The 23282-nt window shown below is 67.9% G+C and carries 21 protein-coding genes; 12 read left to right on the top strand and 9 right to left on the bottom strand.

Annotation, left to right across the window (positions count from 1 at the left end; translation table 11 throughout):
* Positions 1-1780, top strand: a 1780-nt coding sequence (locus tag EJO71_RS34995; RefSeq protein WP_164546914.1) for an AMP-binding protein, incomplete at its 5' end; no start/stop codon positions are given.
* 159 nt (positions 1781-1939) lie between these two features.
* Here the strand turns inward: EJO71_RS34995 and EJO71_RS27250 are convergent.
* The 4 genes from EJO71_RS27250 to fhuF form a co-directional block, all read right to left on the bottom strand.
* Positions 1940-4363, bottom strand: coding sequence for a TonB-dependent siderophore receptor (locus EJO71_RS27250; RefSeq protein WP_346428063.1), 2424 nt, complete (start codon positions 4361-4363; stop codon positions 1940-1942).
* A gap of 178 nt (positions 4364-4541) precedes the next feature.
* Positions 4542-5843, bottom strand: coding sequence for a lysine N(6)-hydroxylase/L-ornithine N(5)-oxygenase family protein (locus tag EJO71_RS27245; protein WP_125951772.1), 1302 nt, complete (start codon positions 5841-5843; stop codon positions 4542-4544).
* A 38-nt stretch (positions 5844-5881) separates the two neighbouring features.
* A complete protein-coding gene (locus EJO71_RS27240; protein WP_125951771.1) occupies positions 5882-6739 on the bottom strand; it encodes a N(5)-hydroxyornithine transformylase PvdF in 858 nt (285 codons plus the stop codon).
* Between the two features lie 100 nt (positions 6740-6839).
* A complete protein-coding gene (gene fhuF / locus EJO71_RS27235; protein ID WP_171022578.1) occupies positions 6840-7610 on the bottom strand; it encodes a siderophore-iron reductase FhuF in 771 nt (256 codons plus the stop codon).
* 248 nt (positions 7611-7858) lie between these two features.
* On the opposite strand from fhuF, the gene EJO71_RS27230 reads away from it, so the two are divergent.
* From EJO71_RS27230 to EJO71_RS27195, 8 genes are all read left to right on the top strand, one after another.
* On the top strand, positions 7859-9541 hold the full coding sequence (locus EJO71_RS27230) for a cyclic peptide export ABC transporter (protein ID WP_125951769.1): 1683 nt from the start codon (positions 7859-7861) through the stop codon (positions 9539-9541).
* Entirely contained in the window at positions 9538-10140 is a 603-nt protein-coding gene (locus tag EJO71_RS27225; RefSeq protein WP_125951768.1) for a transcriptional repressor, read from the top strand. Before EJO71_RS27230 ends, EJO71_RS27225 begins: the two co-directional genes overlap by 4 nt.
* Positions 10141-10251: 111 nt before the next feature.
* Positions 10252-11340, top strand: a complete 1089-nt coding sequence (locus EJO71_RS27220; RefSeq protein ID WP_240651531.1) for an efflux RND transporter periplasmic adaptor subunit — start codon at positions 10252-10254, stop codon at positions 11338-11340.
* A complete protein-coding gene (locus EJO71_RS27215) occupies positions 11337-13331 on the top strand; it encodes an ABC transporter permease (RefSeq protein ID WP_125951767.1) in 1995 nt (664 codons plus the stop codon). Before EJO71_RS27220 ends, EJO71_RS27215 begins: the two co-directional genes overlap by 4 nt.
* A complete protein-coding gene (locus EJO71_RS27210) occupies positions 13331-14776 on the top strand; it encodes a TolC family protein (RefSeq protein WP_125951783.1) in 1446 nt (481 codons plus the stop codon). Before EJO71_RS27215 ends, EJO71_RS27210 begins: the two co-directional genes overlap by 1 nt.
* Positions 14767-16083 carry a PepSY-associated TM helix domain-containing protein gene (locus EJO71_RS27205; RefSeq protein ID WP_125951766.1) on the top strand — a complete coding sequence of 439 codons (1317 nt, stop codon included), beginning with the start codon at positions 14767-14769 and terminating at the stop codon, positions 16081-16083. Before EJO71_RS27210 ends, EJO71_RS27205 begins: the two co-directional genes overlap by 10 nt.
* A 118-nt stretch (positions 16084-16201) precedes the next feature.
* Positions 16202-16441 carry a hypothetical protein gene (locus tag EJO71_RS27200; protein ID WP_125951765.1) on the top strand — a complete coding sequence of 80 codons (240 nt, stop codon included), beginning with the start codon at positions 16202-16204 and terminating at the stop codon, positions 16439-16441.
* Positions 16438-16665, top strand: a complete 228-nt coding sequence (locus EJO71_RS27195; protein ID WP_125951764.1) for a hypothetical protein — start codon at positions 16438-16440, stop codon at positions 16663-16665. Before EJO71_RS27200 ends, EJO71_RS27195 begins: the two co-directional genes overlap by 4 nt.
* 19 nt (positions 16666-16684) lie before the next feature.
* Here the strand turns inward: EJO71_RS27195 and EJO71_RS27190 are convergent, their stop codons facing one another.
* From EJO71_RS27190 to EJO71_RS27175, 4 genes are all read right to left on the bottom strand, one after another.
* The gene (locus EJO71_RS27190; protein ID WP_206169054.1) at positions 16685-17752 is read right to left on the bottom strand and encodes a FecR domain-containing protein; all 1068 of its coding nucleotides are present in this window, start codon (positions 17750-17752) and stop codon (positions 16685-16687) included.
* Positions 17749-18363 (bottom strand): RNA polymerase sigma factor, encoded by a 615-nt coding sequence (locus EJO71_RS27185; RefSeq protein ID WP_125951763.1) that lies wholly within the window; start codon positions 18361-18363, stop codon positions 17749-17751. Before EJO71_RS27185 ends, EJO71_RS27190 begins: the two co-directional genes overlap by 4 nt.
* Before the next feature lie 273 nt (positions 18364-18636).
* Positions 18637-20079 (bottom strand): FAD-binding oxidoreductase, encoded by a 1443-nt coding sequence (locus EJO71_RS27180; protein ID WP_125951762.1) that lies wholly within the window; start codon positions 20077-20079, stop codon positions 18637-18639.
* A complete protein-coding gene (locus EJO71_RS27175; RefSeq protein ID WP_125951781.1) occupies positions 20076-20486 on the bottom strand; it encodes a DUF2069 domain-containing protein in 411 nt (136 codons plus the stop codon). The genes EJO71_RS27180 and EJO71_RS27175 overlap by 4 nt, the downstream gene beginning before the upstream one ends.
* A gap of 60 nt (positions 20487-20546) precedes the next feature.
* On the opposite strand from EJO71_RS27175, the gene EJO71_RS27170 reads away from it, so the two are divergent.
* Complete coding sequence (locus EJO71_RS27170) at positions 20547-21758, top strand: YihY family inner membrane protein (RefSeq protein WP_125951761.1); 1212 nt, start codon at positions 20547-20549, stop codon at positions 21756-21758.
* Here the strand turns inward: EJO71_RS27170 and EJO71_RS27165 are convergent.
* Positions 21755-22093 carry an Mpo1-like protein gene (locus EJO71_RS27165; protein WP_125951760.1) on the bottom strand — a complete coding sequence of 113 codons (339 nt, stop codon included), beginning with the start codon at positions 22091-22093 and terminating at the stop codon, positions 21755-21757. The genes EJO71_RS27170 and EJO71_RS27165 overlap by 4 nt on opposite strands.
* A gap of 123 nt (positions 22094-22216) precedes the next feature.
* On the opposite strand from EJO71_RS27165, the gene EJO71_RS27160 reads away from it, so the two are divergent.
* On the top strand, positions 22217-22603 hold the full coding sequence (locus tag EJO71_RS27160; protein WP_125951759.1) for a thioredoxin family protein: 387 nt from the start codon (positions 22217-22219) through the stop codon (positions 22601-22603).
* Positions 22604-22618: 15 nt separating this feature from the next.
* Positions 22619-23281 (top strand): NmrA family NAD(P)-binding protein, encoded by a 663-nt coding sequence (locus tag EJO71_RS27155; RefSeq protein WP_125951758.1) that lies wholly within the window; start codon positions 22619-22621, stop codon positions 23279-23281.
* Position 23282: the final 1 nt, after the last annotated feature.

The following is a 23282-nucleotide window of genomic DNA, read 5'->3' as shown; positions in this document are numbered from 1 at the left end:
TGCAGTGATCTTCGGAGGCGAGGCGCTGGACCCGCAGCGGCTGCGGCCGTGGATCGAGCGCTACGGGGACGACAGCCCGCAGCTGATCAACATGTACGGCATCACCGAGACGACGGTGCACGTGACCTACCGGCGCATCACGCAGGCGGACCTGGGTCAGCAGCGCAGTCCGGTGGGTGTTGCGATCCCGGATCTGGGGATGCGGGTGCTGGATGGGCAGCTGGAGCCTGTGCCGGTGGGTGTGGCGGGGGAGCTGTATGTCAGTGGAGAGGGGTTGGCCCGGGGGTACCTGAAGCGGGCTGGACTCACCGCCGAGCGCTTCATCGCGACGGAGAAGGGACAGCGCCTGTACCGCACGGGAGACTTGGTGCGGTGGAACAACGAGGGCCAGCTGGAGTACCTGGGCCGGATCGATCATCAGGTGAAGGTGCGGGGCTTCCGCATCGAGCTGGGGGAGATCGAGGCGGGGCTGCAGGCCCAGTCGGAAGTCAGAGAAGCAGTCGTGGTGGCGAACGAAGGCCCGGCGGGCACGAGGCTCGTGGGTTATGTCTCGGGCAATGGCATCGACACGGCAGTGCTCAAGCAGAAGCTGGGAGAAGCGCTGCCGGACTACATGGTCCCGAGCGTGCTGGTGGTGCTGGAGGCGCTACCGCTGAACGCGAACGGGAAGGTAGATCGCAAGGCACTGCCGGCGCCGGAGTTCACGAGCGACAGGGCGTACGAGGCTCCGGAGGGCGAGGTCGAGCAGACCCTGGCATCGATCTGGGCCGAGGTGCTGGGCGTGACCCGCGTGGGCCGCAACGACAACTTCTTCGAACTCGGAGGCGACTCCATCATCAGCCTCAAGCTCATCGCGCGCATTCGCGACGGCGTCCCCGGCGGAAGCTGGCTGTCCCTGATCGACGTGATGCAAAGCGGATCGCTGAAGGACCTGGCGGCGCGTCGGCGCCAGAAGTTCGAGCAGGAGCACAACGCCGTCTGCTTCAACGCAACCGGCAGTGGAACGCCGCTCTATTGCCTGCCGGGCCTGATGGTCAACTCGCGCGAGTTCCTGCCGCTGGCACAGGCACTGCAGGACGATCGGCCGGTCTACGGATTCGCCTGCCATGTCTTCACGCGAAACCGCTGGCGTGGCTTCGATGTCCAGGCCATTGCGGCCGAGTACGCGGACTTCATCGAGGCGACTGCCTTGCATGGGCGTTGCGCGTTGCTCGGCTGGTCGTCGGGTGGCGATCTTGCGTTCGAGGTGGTGCGCCAGTTGCAGGGCCGTGTCGAGATCGAATTCGTGGGCATGGTCGACGTCTTCGAGAACACAGCCCTGCAGGCCACGCGCACCCTGACGGACGCGCAGTGCCGGCAAGCGGAAGAGGCTCTGGCTGCCTGGCTGTCGCGCTCGCAGATGGCCGACCGCTGGCATGAACTGCTCGCACGGATGAGCGGTGCCGAGCGCGCCTACGTTCTGGAGGAAATGCTGTTCGCCGGCCGCGAGTTCCCCCTCGACGGGCCGGGCGAAGAGTCGCTGGAATGCGAGATGTGGATCCGGATCGACAAGCGCCTGCGGGCACAGCAATACGCCTACGACCGCATCGATGTGCCCATGCACGTTTTCCTCGCCGATGCTTCACTGAAGGAGCGCGGCGTCCTGAGGAACTGGTCGGACAGCGCCCCGGTGCTGTCGACCGAGATCGTGCCCGACGCCGACCACCTGAGCATCATCCGCCACCCGCGGATGCTCGCCAGCCTGCGGCAGCACCTGGCACAGATGGAGGTGCCGGCGTAGCGCTATGGCGTGCGGGTCGCGGCCCGCACGCAAGCAAACAAACGGAGAGCGAAAAAGAAAAAAGCGGCCTTCAGAAATGAAGGCCGCTTTCTTGTCTTGGGAAAACGGAAAGAGAAAGAATCGCCGGGAGCTGACGCCCTCCCGGGCGGCGTGGCTCCGTCAGAAGCGGTAGGTTGCCGTCGCGACGACCTTGCGCAGTTCGCCGTAGCGGCAGCTGCCCGAGCTGCAGTTGCTGATGTAGGTCTTGTTGGTCAGGTTGCGTACGTTCAGCGCCAGGCTCCAGCGCTGGAAGTCGTAGCCGACGAGCGCATCGACCAGTGTGTACGAAGGCACCTTGGCGCCGGCGGATTCCTGATACCCGTGGTTGGAGCCCATGAAGCGCGCGCCAAGGCCCACCTTGATGCCGGAATCGAAGCGGTAGTCCGTCCACACCGACAGCTGGTTGCGCGACACGGCCTGCATCTGCTTGCCGATTTCGCTTGCCGTGCTGCTGGCCGTGACCACCGCCTTCGGCGTGTAGGTGTAGGCCGCGATCACGTTCATGTTCTTCACCGGCTGGAAGGCGGCTTCGAGCTCGAGCCCGCGCACCAGGATCTCGCCCGTCTGCTTCGGCTGGTAGGTCGAGTTGTAGGTGATGTAGTTCTGGCGGCGCAGGTCGAAGATCGCGGCGCTGTACTTGCTCTTGCCGTCCAGGGGCTGATAGCGCACGCCGGCTTCGTATTGGCGTCCGGTCTCGGGCTTCAGCGGCTTGCTGGTCTCGGGGTCGATCGTCACCGTCGGCGAGAACGACTCGGAATAGCTGATGTACGGCGCCCAGCCGCTCGGATGCAGGTAGACCAGGCCCGCGCGGCTCGTGAACTTGTGATCCGTGATGCGCGTCGTCGATCCGTCGAGATAGTTGTTCAGGCGAGCGGTCGCGGTGTCGTAGCGGCCGCCCAGGGTAGCGACCCAGTTGCCCCACTTGATCTGGTCCTGCAGGTAGAAGCCGGTCTGCTCCAGGCTGGTCTTCGCGTCGAACCACGGGTCCATGGGGACGACGTCGTTCGTGTACACCGGGTTGTAGCCGTCGATGCTCGAGACCGTGCCGGCGTTGTAGGTGCGCTGGTAGTTGCGCGAACGCTGGTAGTCCACGCCGAACAGGAAGGTGTGCTGCCAGTCGCCCAGCTTGACCTTGGCCTGCGCCTGGTTGTCCATGGTGAAGAGACGCGCGCTCTCCTTGCTGCCGAAGGGGAAGCGGCTCAGCGTGCGGAAGTTGGCCGGATCCGAAGGCACGTCCGGGTTGACGGTCACGAAGCCGCTGTTGTAGACCTGCCGGTAGTCGACCTTGATGGAGCCGTAGCGCACGTTCTGGCGCAGCGTCCAGGTGTCGTTGACGCGGTGGTCGAGCAGGTAGCCCACCATCCACTGGTCCTGGTTGAAATGGTCGAAGCCGGGCTCGCCCACGTAGGTCTTCGGCGAAAACTTGCCGTTCGGGTTGGGCAGCAGCGTGCCGACTTCCGGGAAGCTGCCGTAGGAACTGCCGTCGCGGATGCGCAGGTAGTGCGACAGCAGCGTGAGCGTGGTGTCGGTGGACGGCTTCCAGGTGAGCGAAGGCGCGATGTACGTGCGGTTGTTCGGCAGTCCGCTCGCGTCCAGCTTGGCGTCTCGCACCAGGCCGGTGATGCGGTACAGCACCTTGCCCTGCTCGTCGAGCGGGCCCGAGAAGTCGCCCGCGACCTGGCGGCGGGAGTTGTCGCCGAGCTGCACCTGCAGTTCGCGCAGCGGTTCTTCGGTGGGGCGCTTGCTGACCACGTTGATCATGCCGCCGGGGCCGGTCTGCCCGTAGAGCACCGACGACGGGCCGCGCAGGACTTCGATGCGCTCGGTGCCGTAGTTCTCGGTCTGCCAGACGGCCCAGCCGTTGTTGTTGCGCAGCTGCAGGCCGTCCAGGTAGTAGCCGGGCGTCTGCGCATCGAAGCCGCGGATGATGGTCCAGTCGAAGCGCGAATCGGCGCCCCATGGCGACACGTTGATGCCAGGCGTGTAGGCCAGCGCATCTTTCAGGCGCAGTGCGCCCGTTGCCTCGATGAAATCGGATGTGACGACCGAGATCGACTGCGGGGTTTCGATGATCGGCGTGTCCGTCTTCGTGCCGACGGCATTGCGCTTGGCGACATAGCCCTTGAGCGGGCCCGAAGCCGTTTCGGCCTCGCCTTCCGCGAGGACGGTGACGGTGGGGAGCGCCGATGAAGTGGCCGGCACGTCCGCGGCGCGGCGGACTGCGTAGCCGCCGTTTTCCGTCCGCGTGGCACGCAGGGCGGTGCCCGCGAGCATGGTTTCCAGGGCCTGCGCCACAGTGAGCCTGCCCGACACCGGTTGGGAGCCGACGCCGGCCACCACGTCGCCCGCAGCGAAGACCTGCACGCCGGTCTGCCGCGACAGCTCGTTCAGCGCCGTCGCCACCGGTTGCGCCGGCACCTTGACCTCGAACACCTGCACGGCCGCCTGACCCGGTGCCTGTGCCACGGCAACAGGGCTCAGCAGGCCGAGGGCGGTTCCGAAGGCGGCAGCGAGCGCTGCGTTCAGTAGATGTTGACGAGGCAAGGGACGCATAAGTCAGGGACTCCAGGGTTTCAATTAAAAGTAAGACGTATTTACCTTCGGGCGCGGATGCCGGCCCGATTTCCGGTCTCTGGCGCTTCTATGAGTAAGACGTTCGAACTCATAAAACAGAGACACGCCGTCACAACTTTTTTTGCCCCGGGCCCGATGCCCGAAAAACTCAGGTTCCGATCGCTTCGCGCTCCTGGTGCACGTGGATGGCGGAACCGGCCGGCGTCGCGAGCAGGGCGCTGCCGATTTCGCCGGTGCGTACCGACGTGACCGACAGCAGGGTGTCGCTGAGGCCGTGCGAATCCTCGCAGGCGCCCTGCAGGTAGATGGCGGGGCGGAAGTCCGGCGTGCCCTGCAGCCGGTAGTGCCGGTCGACCGAGTAGTCCCCCAGGTACGGGTCCAGCGGCGACAGCAGCGTCTTGTGATGCTCCCTTGCATAACCCGTGGCGAGCACGACCGCGTCGTACCGGACGGTGCTCTCGCGCATCGCGTTCTGGTCCCACAGCGTGAGGTGCACACCCTGGACGTCGGCGGCCACGCCGCGAATGTCGTGCCGGCGCAGGAAGCGCAGCCGGTTTCCGCCGACCACCCGCTGCTGATAGAACGACTTGAAGATCTCCTGGATCAGCTCGAGGTCGGCCACCGCGTAGTTGGTGTGCCAGAACTCGTCGAGCAGCGCCGCGCGCTCGTCCTCGGAACGGCTGAAGGTGTAGTCGGTGAATTCGGCGTTGAAGATCTCGTTCACGAAGGGGCTGTCGTCCGCCGGACGGATCGAGCGGGCGCGCGTGATGAGGTCGACCTGCGGAGCTCCGGGGCGCCCCTGCAGGTCCATGAAGATCTCGGCCGCGCTTTGCCCCGCGCCCACCACGGCCACGCGCCGCGCGTCGCCGATCTGCGCGATGTCCTGCAGGTAGGTGCTGGAATGAAACACGCGAGGGTCGTTCCGCAGGGTGCGAAAGCTGTCGGGAATGTTGGCCATGCCGCCGATGCTGACCACCAGGTTGCGTGCCAGCCGCTCGACCAGCTTGCCCGCGTGGTTGCGCGAGCGCACGCGCAGCAGGGCCACTTCGCCGCCCTTTTCCTCGGGCAGCACTTCGAACACCTCTTCGCCATAGGCACAGGCGTCGTCGAACTGCTCCGCGGCCCACGACAGGTAGTCGTTGAACTCGTGGCGGCTCGGGAAGAAGCTCTTCAGGTTGACGAAGTCCGTCAGGCGGCCTTTTTCGTGCAGGTAGTTGATGAAGGTGAAGCGGCTGGTCGGGTTGCGCAGCGTCGCCAGGTCCTTCAGGAACGAGATCTGCATGTGCGCATGGTCCAGCAGCATGTGCGGGTGCCAGGCGAAGCTCAGCTGCTTCTCGATGAACAGCGCGTCGAACGGGCGGCCTGCGTGACGCTTTTCGTCGAGCGCGATGGCCAGTGCGATGTTGGACGGGCCGAACCCGATCCCGATCAGATCATGGACGTGTTGCATTGAAGATCGACTCCTGTGTATGAAGAGGGCTCGCGTGTTCAGGCGGCAACCGGGGCCGGAGCGGCGGCCGCAGCGGTCTCGGCCAGCAGGGCCAGGCCCTGGTGCAGCGCTGGGAACAGGCTGTTGTTGAAGTTGTTCCAGCGCAGCTCGAGGATCGATTCTCCGGGCTCGATCCTCGTGTCGAGAACGTCGAAGATGACTTCGCCGGAGTCGATGCCGTTGTCGACGTAGTGGAACGACGCCCCGGTCATGGTGACCGGAGCGACATCGATTTTCTCGAGGGTGTTCCAGTCGACCACCCGCTTGCCCTGCGCGCCGTACAGCGCGTCGAGCGTGGCGTGCGCGCCGCGGCGCTCGTAGGGCGATTCGATGCGCGTGATGCCAGGGTGGATGTTCGCGATCCGCCGGTGAAACGGCGCACCCGGGCGCACCAGTTCGTCGAGGATCACCAGCAGCCCGTCGAGCACGACGACGTCGGCCTCGAGCGCAACCAGCTTGTCGTACAGGCGGCGCTCGAAGTCGCTCTTTCCGCTGGCGCGGTTGGGTGCGTCCAGAGGCAGTTGCCGGTAGGTCGACGCGATGGGGTGCAGCATGTCGTTCAGCCGCTTGCCTTGCGTGCGCAGGTCCGCGGGGAAGATCCATTTCTTGCCCGGCTCGCACGCGAACCCGTAGTCCTGCAGCGACTTGCGGTCGCGCGGCGAAGCCTGGTCATCGTCGTAGATGATCCCCTCGAGCGAGTAGGCGTCGCCCAGCGGCGTACCGTCCAGCGCCTCGGCGAGGTATTCGAGCGGCGACTTCATGTAGCGGCGCTCGCCCTTGTAGTCGATGAACTGGCCGGCCTGGTCGGCAGCTGCATTTCTCAGGGACAGGATGTAGACGAGTTTGGCTTTGGGCATGGGCGTTCGGTGTTGGTCTTGAGTGGTGGCTGATATGCCCCCGCCTGAGAAAGACGAGGCGGCCGCGAATCTGTTCATGTGCGAAGGCGCGAGGCGGCGCTCAGGCTTCCCGTTCTTCCGCTACCGCCCGGTCCTTGCGATACGCCGGTGCGAGCGGGCAGGGGCCGCAGTGCGTTTCGCCGGGCAGCAGGTGGTTCAGGCAGCAGTGGCCATACAGCTTCAGGGTTTCGCAGCGGCCGGCCTCGATCCTGCGCACCTCGCGCCGGGGGGCGTACAGGGGATGGGCGGCTGCCTGCGGCCAGGTCGCGTCGCGCAGCAGCCGGTCCCGGTCCTGGGCGATCGGTGCGGCGCCGCCGGTCAGGGCCAGCGCCTCGTTCAATATGGTTTCGAGATGCCGCGCCGTGTTGCTCCAGAGAATTTTCGGCGCGAGCTTCGTCAGGCGGCCGATGGCTGCGAACAGCGGCTCCAGGTGCTGCCAGAACATCGGCGCGTAGCGCTGCGCGGTGCTGGTGCCCGGCATCGGCCGGCCGAGGTCCCGGATGTGGAAGCTGACCGGGTCGCCCGCGTCGTCGAAGCGCACCCAGACCTGCTCGGGCGCGGCCGGAAATGCGTGCTGCAGCACGCTGGCGGCCGCCACCATGGGAGGCAGCCACATGCCCAGGTATTCCAGGCTCCATGCGGAAGCCACGGCCCGCAGGTCGTCGGCACCGAGATGCCGGGCCTGGCGGTGCAGCAGGTCGGTCAGCAAAGCGGGGTCGCGCAGCAGATCGGCCACCCCGATGGCGCTGGCCGGTGGCTGCGGCGCGCACTGGAGGGCCTCGCCGTGCCTCGCGTGCTCTCCCTGGAACAGGGGCTCCAGCAGCGCAATCATGGCCCGGTCCGGGACCCGGAAGGCAAACGGAATTCGGCGTGCATGCAGCTAGGACGGATGACGGGCTCCGGTGTTCACGCCACGGCCGCATGAACATTTCGGAACGTCGCCCGTTGAATGGGAGAGCGGTTCAGAGCCGCCGGCGACCTTGGTCATCCGCCCGGTCGTCTTTCATTCGTTACCCGTCCGGCTGCTGGGAGGTCCACGCTGCCGGGTCGTTGTCGCCCGAGGGGCGGAAAGACTTTCGCATGACATCTTCGAATGGCAATGCCGCCGAAATCAGGCGCCTGCTGAAGCCTTTTCTTCCGTGGATGGTGTTGTCATCGATCACCGGCATTGCAGCCGGCGTGGCCACGGTGCTGCTGCTGGCCACGATCAACAAGGTGCTGAACACGCCCGGCGGCCTGGCCGGCGGGCTGCTGCTGACGTTCGTCGCGCTGTGCGCGGTGTCGCTGTTCGGTCGCGTGATCTCCGACGTTTCCACCAATCTCGTGGGACAGCGCCTGGTGTCGCAGGTCCGCAAGAGCCTGGCCCAGAAGATCCTGTCGGCGCCCATCGATGCCCTGGAGCGCTACCGCACGCACCGGCTCATGCCCGTGCTGTCGCAAGACGTGGACATGATCAGCGACGTGGCCTTCGCGCTCTCCGCCACCCTGATCGCGCTGGCCATCGCGCTGGGGTGCCTGACCTATCTGGCGGTGCTGTCCTTTCCGCTCTTCTGCGTGCTGATGGCGGCGCTGGTGATCGGCGCCTCCATCCAGGTGGTGGCGCAGACTCGCGGCGTGGCTGGTTTCTGGAAGGCGCGCGACTTCGAAGAGCAGTTGCACAAGGCCTACCGCGGCATCAGCGAAGGTGCCAAGGAGCTGCGCATGCATCGCTCGCGCCGCGCGCTGGTGTTCGGCGAGCAGATCGAGCGCATCGTCGACAGCATCCGCACCGTCAACAGCCGGGCTATCAACACCTACGTGATCGCCACGGCCTTCGGCTCGGCGCTGTTCTTCCTGCTGATCGCGCTGATCCTGGGTTGGGCGGCCTTCCGCCACACCGATCCCGTGGTGCTGAGCGGCTTCGTGCTGGTGCTGCTGTTTCTCAAGGGGCCGATCGACCAGATCGCAGGCGCGCTGCCGGGCGTGGGGCGCGCCAAGGTCGCGTTCCAGCGCATCGCCGACCTGTCGACGCGTTTCGCCAGCCCCGAACCGCACCTGCACCTGGACCGCGCGCCCAGCGAAGTGCGCCTGGGCAGCGCCATCGAACTGCGCGGCGTGCGCTATGCCTTCGAGGCGGCCGAGGGCAGCGATTCGTTCGTGCTGGGCCCCGTCGACCTGCGCTTGAACAAGGGCGAGCTGGTCTTCGTGGTCGGCGACAACGGCTCCGGCAAGACCACCATGATCAAGCTGCTGCTGGGCCTCTACGCGCCGCAGGGCGGGGAGATATTCGTCGACGGCAAAGCCGTCACGCCCGAGGCCCGCGACGACTACCGGCAGCTCTTCACCACCGTGTTCTCCGACTTCTACCTGTTCGAGGACTTGGTGGCCGACGGCTCCGGCGGCGCGGCCCCCACAGGCCTGCCCGAGGCCGCGTTGCCGTACCTCGAGCGACTGGAGATCGCGCACAAGGTCTCCGTGAAGGACGGCTCCTTCACCACTACCGATCTTTCCACCGGCCAGCGCAAGCGCCTGGCGCTGGTGCACGCCTACCTCGAAGGACGGCCGGTGCTGGTGTTCGACGAATGGGCGGCCGACCAGGACCCGACCTTCCGTCATCTCTTCTACACCGAGCTGCTGCCCGAACTGCGTGCCAAGGGGCACCTGCTGGTCGTGATCTCGCATGACGACCGCTACTTCCACTTGGCCGACCGCGTGATCACCATGCGCGCGGGGCGCATCGCGGAAGACCGCGCCCGGCCCCGACTCGAAAGCCTCGCCGCGTGAACGACCAGCCGCAAGCACAGAAAGCCCTGCAGCAGCAACAGCGCCCCGCCTTTCTGGTGCAGCTGCGGGCGGCCAACATCAAGCCGTCCGTGGTGCGCCTCTGCGTGCTCCAGACCCTCGCGGACGCCGGGGAAGAGTGGCAGCGAGGCGAAGAGGTTTTCCGCCGCATGCTGCTGCGAGGCACCTCGGTGAGCCTGACGACGGTCTACCGCATCCTCAGGGAGTTCGAGCAGAGCGGCCTGATCATGCGCGAATGGGTGCGCAGCCGCGGCGGCGCGCTGGCGGTGTTCCGCTACAAGATGCAGGACGCGGAATCCGGCGGCGTGCGCATGCGCTGCGGAGGCTGCGGCGCCGTCGCCGAGGTTCATGACCGCGATCTGCGCGAAGTGCTCACGCGCGTGGCGCTGAGCAGGGGGTTGCCGTCGGCCGGTGCGTTCGACGTGCAGATCCACGGCCCCTGTTCGACGTGCCGCAACCAGGGCGCAACGCCGGCGGGTTCGTATGAGCCGCAATCCGACGAGCCGGGCGGTCACGGCGCCGGAATGCTGCCGCTGGCGGGCTTTCATGCGCGGCCACGCACGCAGCGTCTTTCAGCCTAGCGGGGTGGCGGGTTGAACAGTGGTGTCAGCAGCGGTGCCGCGAAGGGCGCCGGTCGTCGCTATGCGGTGGCTCTGTTGCTCGTGTCGCTGGCGGCCGTGGCGGGCGCCAGCATGCTCTGGGGGCGCGGCTCCGCCGCGCAGGTCGAGTCGGTGCCCGTGGCGCGCGCCACCATCGAATCGAGCGTCACCGCGCTCGGCGTGCTGCAGCCGCGGCACTACGTCGACGTGGGCGCGCAGGTCTCGGGGCAGATCCTCAAGCTGCGGGTGCAACCCGGCGACATCGTCTCCAAGGGGCAGCTGCTGGTCGAGATCGATCCGAGCGTGCAGCAGGCCACTGTCGATGCGGGCCGCGCGTCGCTCGCGGGCCAGCGGGCCCAGCTGGCCGACCAGCAGGCGCAGCACCGCCTCGCTCAGCAGCAACAGGCGCGGCAGCGCCAGATGGCGGCCGACGGCGCGACGCGCGAGGAAGACGTGCAGGGCGCCGAGGCCACGCTGGCTTCCGCCGCCGCGCGCGTGCGCAACCTCGAAGCCCAGATCGCGCAGACCCAGGCCACGCTGAAGGCCGACGAGGCGCGGCTCGGCTACACCCGCATCTATGCGCCGACGGCCGGCACCATCGTGTCCGTCGAGGCGCGCGAAGGCCAGACACTGAATGCGACCTACCAGACGCCCAATGTGCTGCGCATTGCCGACCTGTCGTCGATGACGGTGTGGTCCGAGGTGTCGGAGGCGGACGTGCGTCGCATCAAGGCGGGCATGCCGGTCTACTTCACCACGCTCGGTGAGAGCCGGCGCCAGTGGCAGGGCAAGGTGCGCCAGTTGCTGCCCGCGCCGCCGGTGCCCGAAAACAAATCGGGCAACAGCGACAGCGGAGCACGCCAGTCGGCCGCGGCCAGCAAGGTCGTGGTCTATACCGCGCTCTTCGACGTCGACAACGCCGACGGCGAACTCATGCCGCAGATGACCGCGAAGGTCTCGTTCGTCGAGTACGCCGAGAAGGACGTGCTCACGGTGCCCCTGGCCGCGCTGGTTCCCGTGGCCGGCAGCACCGACCGCTTCACCGCCAGGGTGCTGCGCGCCGACGGCAAGGTGGAGCCGCGCGAACTGCGCATCGGCGCGCGCAACCGCCTGGCCGCACAGGTGCTCGAAGGGGCGCAGGCCGGCGAACGCATCGTCGTGGGCAAGGCGGCGAAGGAATGACGCCGCCGCAGCAGCCTGCGCCCGGGGAGGCCCCGAGGCCCCTGATCGAGTTGCAGGACATCCGCAAGTCGTACGGCGGCAGGGAAGGTGAGGGCGCGGAAGGCGGCAGCCCTGCCGTGACGGTGCTGCACGGCATCTCCCTGCAGCTGCACGCGGGCGAGTTCGTCGCCATCGTCGGCGCTTCAGGGTCCGGCAAGTCCACGCTGATGCACATCCTCGGCTGCCTCGACCGGGCCAGCGCGGGGCGCTACCTGTTCGACGGGCGCGACGTGTCCACCTTCGACGCCGATGCGCTCGCGTGGCTGCGCCGCGAGGCCTTCGGCTTCGTGTTCCAGGGCTACCACCTGGTGCCCAGCGAATCGGTGCTGGAGAACACCGAGATTCCTGCGCTCTACGCCGGAATGCCCGAAGCCGAGCGGCACACGCGCGCCGTCGCATTGCTCGAACGGCTGGGCATGGGCGAGCGGCTGCACCACCGGCCGCACCAGCTGTCGGGCGGGCAGCAGCAGCGCGTGGCCATCGCGCGCGCGCTGATGAACGGCGGGCGGATCATCCTTGCCGACGAGCCCACTGGCGCCCTGGACAGCAAGAGCGGTGCCGAAGTGATGGCGCTGCTGCACGAGCTGGCGGACGCGGGCCACACCGTCATCCTCATCACCCACGACCGCTCGGTGGCGGCGCAGGCGCGGCGCATCATCGAGATCCGCGATGGGCGCATCGTCGAGGACTCGGGCGGCGCGGTGCCGGCGGCCGCCGTGGCCGGCATGGCGATGCCCGATCCGCAGGCTTCGCGCGGCGGAGCCTCCATGGCCGCCGACATGCGCGAGGCCACGCGCACGGCATGGCGCGTGATGTGGAGCAACCGCTTTCGCACCGGGCTCACGCTGTTGGGCATCGTCATCGGCGTGGCGTCGGTCATCGTGATGCTCGCGGTCGGGGGCGGCTCGCAGAAGAAGGTCATGGCGCAGTTCGAGACCTTCGGCACGCGGACCATGTTCGTCTCGGCCCAGGTCGTGAGCACCCGCAATCCCGGGGCGCCGCTGACACTGGCCGACGCGGACGCCATCCGCATGCTGCCCAACGTGGAGGGCGTGGCGCCCTACATCGAGGACAAGGTGGTGGTGCGGCGCGGCAACATCGACCACCTGACCGAGGGCGGCGGCGCCACGATCGACTTCTCGTCGGTGCTCGGCTGGGGCGTGGCCGAAGGCGTGATGTTCGATGCGGACGACGAGCTGCGCGTCGCCAAGGTGGCCGTGATCGGCCAGACGGTGCGCAAGCTGCTGTTCGCGGACGGTCAAAGCCCCGTCGGCCAGGACATCCTGGTGGACAAGGTGCCGTTCCAGATCGTCGGCGTGCTGGCCGCCAAGGGCGCGAACGACGGCGAGGACCAGGACGACCGCGTGGTGGTGCCGCTGTCCGCGGCAACGACGCGCATCTACGGCCACCCGCACCCGACGTGGATCGCCGTGCAGGTGCGCGACATCGAGCGGGCGCAGGAAACGGCGGAGGCCATCGAGGCACAGCTGGCGCGCCAGCAGGCCGGTCGCGAAGTGCGCATCTGGAACCGCGTCGAGGCGCTGCGCGTGCAGACCGAGACGGCGCGCGCGATGACGCTGATGCTGGGGCTGATCGCCATCGTGTCGCTGATCGTCGGTGGTATCGGCGTGATGAACGTGATGCTCATGACGGTGCGCGAGCGCACGCGCGAGATCGGCATCCGCATGGCGACGGGTGCGCGCCAGCGCGACATCCTCCGGCAGTTCATGACCGAGGCGGTGCTGGTGACTTCGGTGGGTGGCACCGTGGGCGTCGTCACGGGGCTGGGCATCGTCGTGGGGCTGATGCTGGCCGGCGTACCGGTGCTGTTCTCGCTGGCGGCGAGCGTCGGCGCCTTCGGCTGCGCCGTACTGACCGGCGTGATCTTCGGGTTCATGCCGGCACGCAATGCCGCGCGGCTGGACCCTGTGGTGGCGTTGGCGGGGGAATGATGGCGCCCAAGACGTGGCCTGGATACGGTGCCCGGTGGGCGGCGTTGCTGTGCGCGGCGCTGACATCCGGCTGCGCATTGCACGGCGACCGTGCCGGGCGCGCGATGGAGCTTCCTTCCGCGTGGCGCCACGCGCAGGCCGGCGACACCGCAAGCCCGATCGATGCGCAGTGGTGGCGCAGCTTCGGCAGCACGGAGCTCGGCGCGCTGATTGCGCGCGCCCAATCGCGGAGCAACGATCTGGCCGCGGCCGTCGCGCGGGTGCGGCAGGCCGACGCGCGGGCGCGCATCGCCGGTGCTGCGCTACAGCCACAGGTCACGGCCAGCCTCGGTATCGGCCGCGAAGGGCGTCTGGGCGGTGCCGCCACTGTCGCCGGCAGCACCTATGCCGCGGGCTTTGCCGCCAGCTACGAACTCGACCTGTGGGGCCGCAGCGCCGCGTTGCGCGACGAGGCGCTGCAAGGCCTGCGCGCCAGCAGCTTCGACCGCGACACGGTGCGGCTCACGGTGACGGCAGACGTCGCCGGCAGCTGGCTGCTGGCGCTGGCCCTGCGCGAGCGCACCGGGATTGCCGGGCGCAATCTCGACAACGCGCGCCGCGTGCTGGCGCTGGTGGAGGCGCGCAGCCGCGCCGGCGCGGTGTCGCCGCTCGATCTCGCTCAGCAGCGCGGACTGGTGGCCGCACAGCAACGCGCGCATGCGGCGCTGCATCAGCAGGCCGGCGACGCGGAGACCGCGCTGGCGCTGTTGCTGGGCACCACGACGCCGGCGTTCGACCTGCAAGGGCCGCGGCTCGATGCGCTTCAGGTTCCCGTCGTCGGCACGGGCGCGCCTTCTGCCCTGTTGGCGCGGCGCCCGGACATCGCGCGCGCGGAAGCGCAGTTGGCCGCCGCCGACGCCAACGTGCTGGCGGCACGCGCCGCGCTGCTGCCGACCGTTTCGTTGAGCGCGACGGTGGGCACCGGAGAAAGCCGTTTCGGCAGACTCTTCGACAACCCGATCTACAGTCTGGCTGCCGGTCTGGCCGCGCCGGTCTTCGATGGAGGGCGCCTGGCCGGCAATCGGCAACTGGCCGAGGCGAAGCGCGAAGAACTGCTGGCCGCCTACCGGGCCGCGATCGTCGGTGCGTTCGCGGATGCGGAGACTGCGCTGAACGGCGTGTCGGCCATCGATGCACAAGCTGCGGCGCAGGCAGCCGAACTGGCCGAGGCGCGACGTGCGGCAGAATTGTCCGAGGCCCGCTATCGGGCGGGTGCCGAGACCCTGCTCGCCTTGCTCGATGCGCAGCGCACTCTCTACGCCGCGCAGGATCTTGCAGTCCAGTTGCGCATGGCGCGTCTGCAGGCGCGTGTCTCGCTCTACCGTGCAATGGGCGGTGGATGGCAGGAGTCCCGGTGCACGGGTGCCGCGCCCGCCGCCGACGAAGGACATACCGAATGCGTTTGATGCTCGTGGCCCTGCATCGCTGGGCCGGCCTCCTGATGGCCGCGTTTCTCTTCGTCGCCGGCCTGACGGGCGCCGTGATCTCGTGGGACCACGAGATCGACGAATGGCTCAACCCGCATCTCACCGATGCCCGCTCGACCGGGCCGGCCCTGCCGTCGCTGGAGCTGGCCCGGCAGATCGAGGCGCGGCATCCGCAGGTGCAGGTGTCGGCGCTGCCGATGGCCGCCGAGCCGGGGCATTCGCTGGCCTTCGCCGTGCAGGCGCGCGTCGATCCCGCCACCGGCCAGCTGTTCAAGCCCGGCTTCAACCAGGTCTTCATCGATCCGGCTTCGGGCGAAGAACTCGGGCGGCGTGAATGGGGTGCGGTCTGGCCGATCAGCAAGGAGAACTTCGTCTCCTTTCTCTACGTGCTGCACTACAGCCTGCACCTACCCAAGTTCTGGGGCATCGACCGCTGGGGCGTATGGCTGATGGGCGCGATCGCGCTCGTCTGGACCCTCGACTGCTTCACCGGCTTCTACCTGACGCTGCCGATGCGCCGGCCGAAGAAGCCGGCGGCAGGCGAGGCGCGCGGGGCCGACGGTGCAAAGGGCTGGTGGCAACGCTGGAAGCCCGCGTGGAAGGTCCGCTGGGGCGGCGGTTCGTACAAGCTGAATTTCGACCTGCACCGCGCGGGCAGCCTGTGGACCTGGGCGCTGTTGTTCATCGTGGCGTTCACCGCCTTCTCACTGAACCTGTACCGCGAGGTGTTCTTTCCGGCGATGTCGCTGGTGTCCGACGTGACGCCCACGCCCTTCGAGCAGCGCCAGCCCGCCCCGGAAGAGAAGCCGGTGATCCCCCGGCTCGGCTATGCGGATGTGCTCGGCAAGGTAACGCAGGAGGCGCAACGCCTCGGTTGGCAGGAGCCCGTGGGGGAGCTCTTCTATGCCGAGCTCTTCGGCATTTACGGCGCGCAGTTCTATGCGCCGGAAGACGAGCACGGGTCGGGCGGCGTCGGGCATCGGATCCTGTATGTCGATGGCCTGGACGGGCGCTTCGTCGGCATCCGGGAGCCCTGGAAAGGCACGGCGGCCGACATCTTCGTGCAGGCCCAGTTCCCGCTGCACTCGGGCCGCATTCTGGGGCTGCCGGGGCGCATCCTGATTTCGGTGATGGGGCTGGTGGTTGCCATGCTGAGCGTGACCGGCGTCGTGATCTGGCTGCGCAAGCGCAAGGCGTACCTGAAATCGCGGGAGCAGCAGCAAGAGAAGCAGGTTGCCGGGCCTATCGTGCTGCCGCCCGCGGCGGGCGCGGAAACGCCCGGTTGAACATTCCGGTCTTCGAAACGTCATTTTCACCAGACGCCTGTGTGCGCCGGCATTTCCCGGCTCGCACCGGCCTCGACGGTCGTCATCCCGAATCAACAGCACAGCGCCTGGAGTAGCAGTGGCCCCGCAAACCCATCCGGAGGCTCCGTCCGCCGAGGAAACCGCATGGCGTCTCTACATGGACCTCAGAGAGAACCCATGCCGCACGGGTGCGTTGAAATTGACGCACTGGCTGCGCGAAGACGAGGCGCATCCGCCCGCGTTCGACCGTGCCCTGCGTCTCTGGGCGCTGGCGGGTGCCGCGCTGGTCGTCAACCGCCGCAGGAACTTTCACCCGCCCACGGGTGGACTCGAATGAAGCACGGAGGGCCGGCCACGCGCACTCTCGTGCCCGACGAGTGCGTCCGCACCGCGGCGTCGCTCTTTGCCTGCATGCACGCTTCGCCGACCTTGCAGAACACCGAGCAGTTGGCGCAATGGCTGGGGAAGGCGCCCTGTCACCTGCGCGCGCTCGACATCGCGCTGGCGGAATGGGGCCTGCTGCAGTCGGGGCACCCTGTCGGGGGCATACCCGGCGCCTGAAGCTGAAGAAAGGGCTTGCTCAGCGCACTTTCAGGGCCACGCTGCCGTCCGGCCGTGGCTCGGTGGCAAGGGGCAGGATCGTCGGCAGCACGGCCACGAGGCCGTCGGAATCGTTGGTGCGGAAGCGGCCCGAGAGCCGCATCGCGTCGATGCGCGAATTCGTGCTGACGATGGGCCGTGCGCGGTAGCTGTTGACAGCGGCCAGCGCGTCGCCGAGCGGCGTGTTCTCGAACACCAGCCAACCGTTGCGCCATGCTGACAGGGCGGCGGTGTCCGTTTGCCTCACCGCGGCAGCGTGGCCGTCCTGGATTTCCAGCAACTCGCCCAAGCGCAGGTCGATCACTTCCGCTTCCGCGCCGGCGGACCCGGCACGCGGCGATACGCGCACGCGCACATGGCCGTGCTCCACGCCCACGGTGACCGGGCCGCCACGGTCGCGTACCGTGAATGCCGTGCCGACCACCTCGATGCTGGCGCCGCGCGTACGTACCTCGAAGGGGCGGTCCGCGTCGCGCGCCACCTCGAAGCGCACTTCGCCGTGCGCCATCTCGACGGTGCGGCGCTGGCGATAGAGCGCCACGTCGATCGCGCTCTGCGGCGCCAGGTCGAGCTGGCTGCCTGGCGAATCGCCACGGCCGTCGGTCAGCGTCACCTTCAGCATCTGCGCGGTCCGGGTTTCGTAGGCCGCGCGAAACACGGGTTGCTGCCAGTACCACTGCACGCCCCGGCCAGCGACCAATCCGGTGCCCAGGAAGGCCGCGAACGAAAGCAGCATCTTGCGGCGCTGCTGGCGGTGCGTCGATGCGGTGGCAGCGGCTGCTGCGGCATTGGCCATCAGCGTGGTTTCGGGTTCGTCGAAGTGCGCGCGCAGGTCGCTCGCCATGCCGCCCAGTGCGTCCCAACGCTCGCGCGCTTCCTGCACGGCTGCCGCGTGTTCCACCGATTTGCTGCGCCACTGGTCGAGCAGCGCGCGGGCTCGGCCCGCGGCCTCGCCGGGCGCGATCTCGCCTTCGACGATTAGCGCGAGCGCGCGCTCGATCAGTCGTTCGCGCGGAGGAGCGCCGGCCGCCATGCTGCCGCCGTTCACGAGAAGTCTTCGGCCAGCGCCGCGTCGAAGCCCTGCCGGCTCAGCACGACCTGGGGTTCGATCAGTTCCGAACGCAACTCGGCGAATGCGCGCGAGCAGTCGATGGTGGCGCGCAACAGATGCTTGGCCACGGCCATCTCGGTGATGTTCAGCCGCTGCGCAATTTCAAGGCGCGTGTGGCCGTAGGCGCGGAACAGCAGGAACACCTCGCGTCGGCGCGGCGGCAGTTGCTCCATGGTTTCGACCACCCGCGCCAAAACCCGTTGCTGGGCCACGACGTATTCGCTGGACTGTGCCGTCTGGTGCGTGCCGATGCCCGCATGCGTGCCGGCCCATTCCTGGGCGACCTTGCGCCGGCGCGCGTCGTCGACGCACAGGTTGCGCGCCACGCGAAACAGCAGGGCGCGAGGCGATTCGATGGCATTCGCTTCCTGCAGGTCCGACAGGGCATCGCCGCGATTGCCGCCGCGCGACTTGAGGGCCGCCGCGTAGACCCGCTCGAAGCTCGACTGCGCGATGTCGGCCGCGTAGTGCGGATCTCTCAGGTCGCGAGTGAGCTGCCGGCGCAAGTCCGCATAGTGAGCTACAAGTTCCTGGACGAGGTCGCGCATCCGGCAGCCTTCTCGCAAGCATCGACGATGGACCCCGGGCCTGCTTGCCCGAACGCACCGGCAAGACCGCCCCGACTTCCGCATGGGAAGAGGCGAGCGGGCCGCGGAGGCGCCTGGCTTTGAAGATCTCGGGGATGGGTGAATAAGAACTATTCTTATTGGAGTGTATCACCGAATTGTTAGCGCAAGACATGACTGTGGCGCGTCACGGATCGACCGGCCGCCTGGCGTCGGGGAAGAGCGAGCCCGACCGAACGCGGGCCGCCGGGCAGGCTAGACCCGGATCACTCGCCCCGGATTCAGGATGTTCTTCGGATCGAGCCCGCGCTTGATCGCCCGCATCATCTCCAGCGCCACCGGCGACTTGTGCTTCTCGAGCTTGTCGACCTTGAGCGAGCCCACGCCATGCTCGGCCGAGAACGAGCCGCCGAACTTCTCGACCGCGTCGTACACCAGCGTGTTGATGCGCTCTTCCTCGTTCTTCAGGAAGGCCCTGGTGTCGATGTTCTCCGGCGCCTGCACGTTGTAGTGCAGGTTGCCGTCGCCCAGGTGGCCGAAGTTGACCAGCCGCACGCCGGCGATTTCGCGCGCCAGCAGCGCGTCGGTTTCTTCCACGAAGGCCGGGATGCGCGACACCGGGATAGAGATGTCGTGCTTGATGTTCAGCCCTTCCTCGGCCTGCGCCAGCGGAATGCTCTCGCGGATGTGCCACAGCTGGTGCGCCTGCGTGAGGTTCTCGGCCACCACCGCGTCGGTCACGCAGCCGTCCTCGAAGGCGGTTTCGAGCAGCGCCTCGAAGCGCGCGCGGGCGTGGTCTTCGGATTCGCTGTCGGAGTTCTCCAGCAGCACGCAATAGGGCACGGCCTCGTCACCGACGAAGGGCACGCGCAGCTGCGGCATGTGCTTGTCGACAAGGCTCAGCGCGAACTTGCCCATCACCTCGAAGCCGGTGAGGCCCGGGCCCAGGTGCTTGTGCGCGAGGCCAAGCAGCGTCACCGCATGGTCGAGCGAGGGCACCGCGGCCCAGGCCGTGAGCTGCGCGGCCGGCAGCGGGTAGAGCTTCATGGTCGCGGCGGTGATGATGCCCAGCGTTCCTTCGCTGCCGACGAACAGGTCGCGCAGGTCGTAGCCCGTGTTGTCCTTGCGCAGGCCGCTGGTGCCTTCCCAGATCTCGCCCTGCGGCGTGACCACTTCCAGGCCCAGGCACAGCTCGCGCGTGTTGCCGTAGCGCACGACTTGCGTGCCGCCCGCGTTGGTCGCGAGGTTGCCGCCGATGGTGCAGCTGCCTTCGGCCGCGAGGCTCAGCGGGAACAGGAAGCCCTGCTTCTCGGCGGTCTCCTGCAGCGTCTGGAGGATGCAGCCGGCCTCGACCGTCATCGTGAGGTTGGCGGCGTCGATCGTGCGGATCGCATTCAGGCGCTGCAGGCTCAGCACCACCTGCGTGCCGCTGTCGTCCGGAATGGAGCCGACCGCGAGGCCGGTGTTGCCGCCCTGCGGAATGACGGCGGTGCCGGCCGCCGCGCAGGCCTTGACCACGTCGGCCACCTGCTGCGTGTTGGCCGGACGCACCACGGCCAGCGACTTGCCTCGCGAGCGCTTGCGCCAGTCCTGCTCGTAGGCGGTGAGGTCGCCCTCGTTGAGCACGTGCGATGCGCCGACGATGGCGCGCAGTTGATCGATGAGGGCAGAAGCAGAAGAAGATGCAGCAGTGGTCATTGGGCGGAAGCCTCCAGTTGGCGGGCAGCGTTCTTGGCGTGGCGCAGACGAAGCCGCACATGCCATGCGCAGGCGGCGAAGAGCACGAGGCACAGCAGCACCTCGATCAGCGCGAGCACCTGGCCCACGCCGTTGGTGTCGCTCCAGGCGCGCACCACGCCTTCGGTGAAATAGAGCCAGATCATCAGGCTGACCCAGCGGTAGGTGTACATGCGGTTCTTCCACAGGCCCGCGAGCGGAATGACGAGCGGCAGCACCTTCAGCGCCAGCAGCGAGCCGCCCGGGCGAAGCGGCGCCAGCCACAGCTCCCACGCGAGGCCCAGCACGATGAGGCCGACGAGGCTGCCCACGGCGGCCCAGCGGGTCGCGCGAACGGAGGAGGGCGGGAGCGGAGTGGCGGACACGATGGGCGGCGAAGAGGAGAGGCGCCCGGCAGATGGCCAGCGGCGACGAAAAGAGCGGATGGCATGATACCGGCCATGAATCGCAGGCAGCTCTGGAGGGATCTTTCGCGCTTCCCATGGCGCAACACGGCAGCGGTGCTGGGCGAGCGTTTCCGCGAAGACCGGCTCGGACTCACGGCCAGCAGCCTGACCTTCACCACCACCATCGCGATGGTGCCGTTCTTCACGGTGGCTCTGGCGCTCTTCACCGTGTTTCCGATGTTCGCGACCATGCAGGGCCGCCTGCAGCGCTGGCTCATCGAGAGCCTGATTCCCGACAACATCGCGCGGCAGGTGCTGGGCTACCTCAACCAGTTCGCGAGCAAGGCCAGCGGGCTGGGCATCGCGGGCCTGGTCGTGCTGCTGATCACCGCCATCGCGCTGATCCTCACCATCGACAAGACGCTCAACAACATCTGGCGCGTGCGCTCGCCGCGGCCCTTCGCGCAGCGGGTGCTCATCTACTGGGCGGCCATCACGCTGGGGCCGGTCATCCTCGCGGTGAGCCTGTCGACCACCTCGTACGTGGTCTCGGCCACCAGCGACGTGGTGGGGCGCGGCATGGTGAAGCTCTTCTTCGACACCTTCGAGTTCGCGCTGCTCGCGGTGGGCATGGCCTCGCTGTATCACTACGTGCCCAACACCAACGTGCGCTGGTCGCATGCGTGGGCCGGGGGCATCTTCGTGGCCGCCGCCATCGAGATCGCCAAGCGGGTGCTGGCCTACTACCTGAGCCTGGTGCCGACGTACTCGGTGCTCTACGGCGCCTTCGCCACGGTGCCGATCCTGCTGGTGTGGATCTACGTGGCCTGGGTGATCGTGCTGCTGGGCGCGGTCATCGCGGCCTACCTGCCGAGCCTGCTCACGGGAGTTGCGCGGCGCGGCGGCACCGCAGGCTGGCCCCTGCAGCTGGCAATGGAAACGCTGCAGCACCTTGCCCGTGCGCAGGCCACGCCGGCCAAGGGCATGGGCGGGACCGAACTGGTGACACGCATGCGCGTCGATGCGCTGCAGCTCGCGCCGGTGCTCGAGACGCTGGTGGCGCTCGACTGGATCGCGCCGCTGGCCGAAGAGCCCGCCAACGAAGACCCGCGCTACGTGCTGCTCGCCGACCCTTCGACGCCCATCGAGCCGCTGCTGAAGGAACTGCTGATGCCGCAGGCCGAGCCGCTTGAGGACCTGTGGCAGAAGGGGCCGCTGCGCTCGCTGAGGCTGGGTGACGTGCTCCTGATCTAGATCTTTACCCTGCCGAGCCAGATATCCCGGTACATCGCCCAGTCGCCCATGAAGGAATAGAGCGGCCGCTTGAACGAGGCGGGCTTGTTCTTCTCGAAGCCGAAATGTCCGACCCAGGCGAAGCCGTAGCCCGCCACCAGCCCGGCCAGCAGCCACAGCGGGTTGAGCGTGACCACCAGCGCCACCAGGCACAACAGCGAGATCGTCGAGCCCGTGAAGTGCAGCCGCCTGCAGGTGATGTTGGCGTGCTCGGTCAGGTAGAAGGGATAGAACTCCGCAAAGCTCTTGAATTGGCGCGGATCGACGGCAGATCCCGAGGCAGTCGTGGTGTTCATCGAGGGTCTCCTGTATCCCCCGGATCCCGTCGGATCTCGTGGAATGGGGGCTTTGTCCATAATAGCCACGACCTTCCGGCCGCACCACCCCGGCCTTCCGATCACACCACCGACGCATCAGCCTTGAGCGCTCTTCCCAGCACCCCTGAATCCGTCGATCCGGCCGGCAGCGATGCGCCGTGGGTCGTCTGCCTCTGCGCCGAATGGTGCGGCACCTGCCGCGACTACCGGCCGCTGCTCGAAGAGGTGGCGCGCGCGCATCCGCAGTTCCGCTTCGCATGGGTCGACATCGAGGACCACGCCGACATCGCCGACGCCTTCGACGTCGAGACCTTCCCGACCCTTCTGGTCGCCGGCGCCGACGGCACGCGCTTCCTCGGACCGCTGCTGCCGCACGCTGAAACGCTGTCGCGCATGCTCTCCGCGCTGCAGCCGCCGAAGCCCTCGAGCCTCGATGTCGACCTGCTGCTCGCCGTGCTCAACAAGAAGCCGACCGTCTTCACGGTCTGACCGGAGCCTCTTCCCATGAAAGTCCTGATCTTCGGCGCCACCGGCATGGTGGGGCAGGGCGTGCTGCGCGAGTGCCTGCTGGCTCCGGATGTGGAAAGCGTCGTCGCGGTCGGCCGCAACCCCACGGGGCAGCAGAACCCGAAGCTGCGCGACCTGGTCCACAAGGACATGTACGACTACGGCGCCATCGAATCGCAGCTGCAGGGCTTCGACGCCTGCTTCTTCTGCCTCGGCGTGTCCTCGGTGGGCATGAAGGAGCCCGAGTACAAGCGCATCACCTACGACCTGACGCTGGCCGCCGCTACCGTGCTCGCGCGGCTCAACCCGGGCATGACCTTCACCTACGTGACTGGCGTCGGCACCGACAGCAGCGAGCGCGGCAGCAGCATGTGGGCGCGCGTGAAGGGCGCTACCGAGAACGCGCTGCTGCGCCTGCCGTTCAAGGCCGCCTACATGTTCCGCCCCGGCATGATCCAGCCGCTGCACGGCATCCGCTCGAAGACGCCGCTGTACGACGCGGCGATCGTCGTGCTCAAGCCCTTGCTGGGGCTGGCGCACAGCCTGTGGCCGAACAGGGTGACGACCACCGAGAAGATCGGCCGCGCGATGCTGGCCGTGGCGCGCAACGGCGCGCCGAAGCCGATCCTCGACCCGGCGGACATCAACGCGCTGGGTTGAG

Source organism: Variovorax sp. 679 (assembly GCF_003952185.1).
Lineage (GTDB): Bacteria > Pseudomonadota > Gammaproteobacteria > Burkholderiales > Burkholderiaceae_C > Variovorax.
The sequence above is the reverse complement of the archived record's forward strand: the minus strand, read 5'-3'. Positions and strand labels throughout refer to the sequence as shown.

Bases quoted from the DNA above. Each gene is read 5' to 3' on its own strand.
- EJO71_RS27220 (WP_240651531.1), top strand. From the start codon at position 10,252: ATGCTCTGGGGGCGCGGCTCCGCCGCGCAGGTCGAGTCGGTGCCCGTG.
- fhuF (WP_171022578.1), bottom strand. From the start codon at position 7,610: ATGATTGCGCTGCTGGAGCCCCTGTTCCAGGGAGAGCACGCGAGGCAC.
- EJO71_RS27185 (WP_125951763.1), bottom strand. From the start codon at position 18,363: ATGCGCGACCTCGTCCAGGAACTTGTAGCTCACTATGCGGACTTGCGC.
- EJO71_RS27245 (WP_125951772.1), bottom strand. From the start codon at position 5,843: ATGCAACACGTCCATGATCTGATCGGGATCGGGTTCGGCCCGTCCAAC.
- EJO71_RS27170 (WP_125951761.1), top strand. From the start codon at position 20,547: ATGATACCGGCCATGAATCGCAGGCAGCTCTGGAGGGATCTTTCGCGC.
- EJO71_RS27180 (WP_125951762.1), bottom strand. From the start codon at position 20,079: ATGACCACTGCTGCATCTTCTTCTGCTTCTGCCCTCATCGATCAACTG.
- EJO71_RS27205 (WP_125951766.1), top strand. From the start codon at position 14,767: ATGCGTTTGATGCTCGTGGCCCTGCATCGCTGGGCCGGCCTCCTGATG.
- EJO71_RS27240 (WP_125951771.1), bottom strand. From the start codon at position 6,739: ATGCCCAAAGCCAAACTCGTCTACATCCTGTCCCTGAGAAATGCAGCT.
- EJO71_RS27230 (WP_125951769.1), top strand. From the start codon at position 7,859: ATGACATCTTCGAATGGCAATGCCGCCGAAATCAGGCGCCTGCTGAAG.
- EJO71_RS27210 (WP_125951783.1), top strand. From the start codon at position 13,331: ATGGCGCCCAAGACGTGGCCTGGATACGGTGCCCGGTGGGCGGCGTTG.
- EJO71_RS27195 (WP_125951764.1), top strand. From the start codon at position 16,438: ATGAAGCACGGAGGGCCGGCCACGCGCACTCTCGTGCCCGACGAGTGC.
- EJO71_RS27165 (WP_125951760.1), bottom strand. From the start codon at position 22,093: ATGAACACCACGACTGCCTCGGGATCTGCCGTCGATCCGCGCCAATTC.
- EJO71_RS27155 (WP_125951758.1), top strand. From the start codon at position 22,619: ATGAAAGTCCTGATCTTCGGCGCCACCGGCATGGTGGGGCAGGGCGTG.
- EJO71_RS27215 (WP_125951767.1), top strand. From the start codon at position 11,337: ATGACGCCGCCGCAGCAGCCTGCGCCCGGGGAGGCCCCGAGGCCCCTG.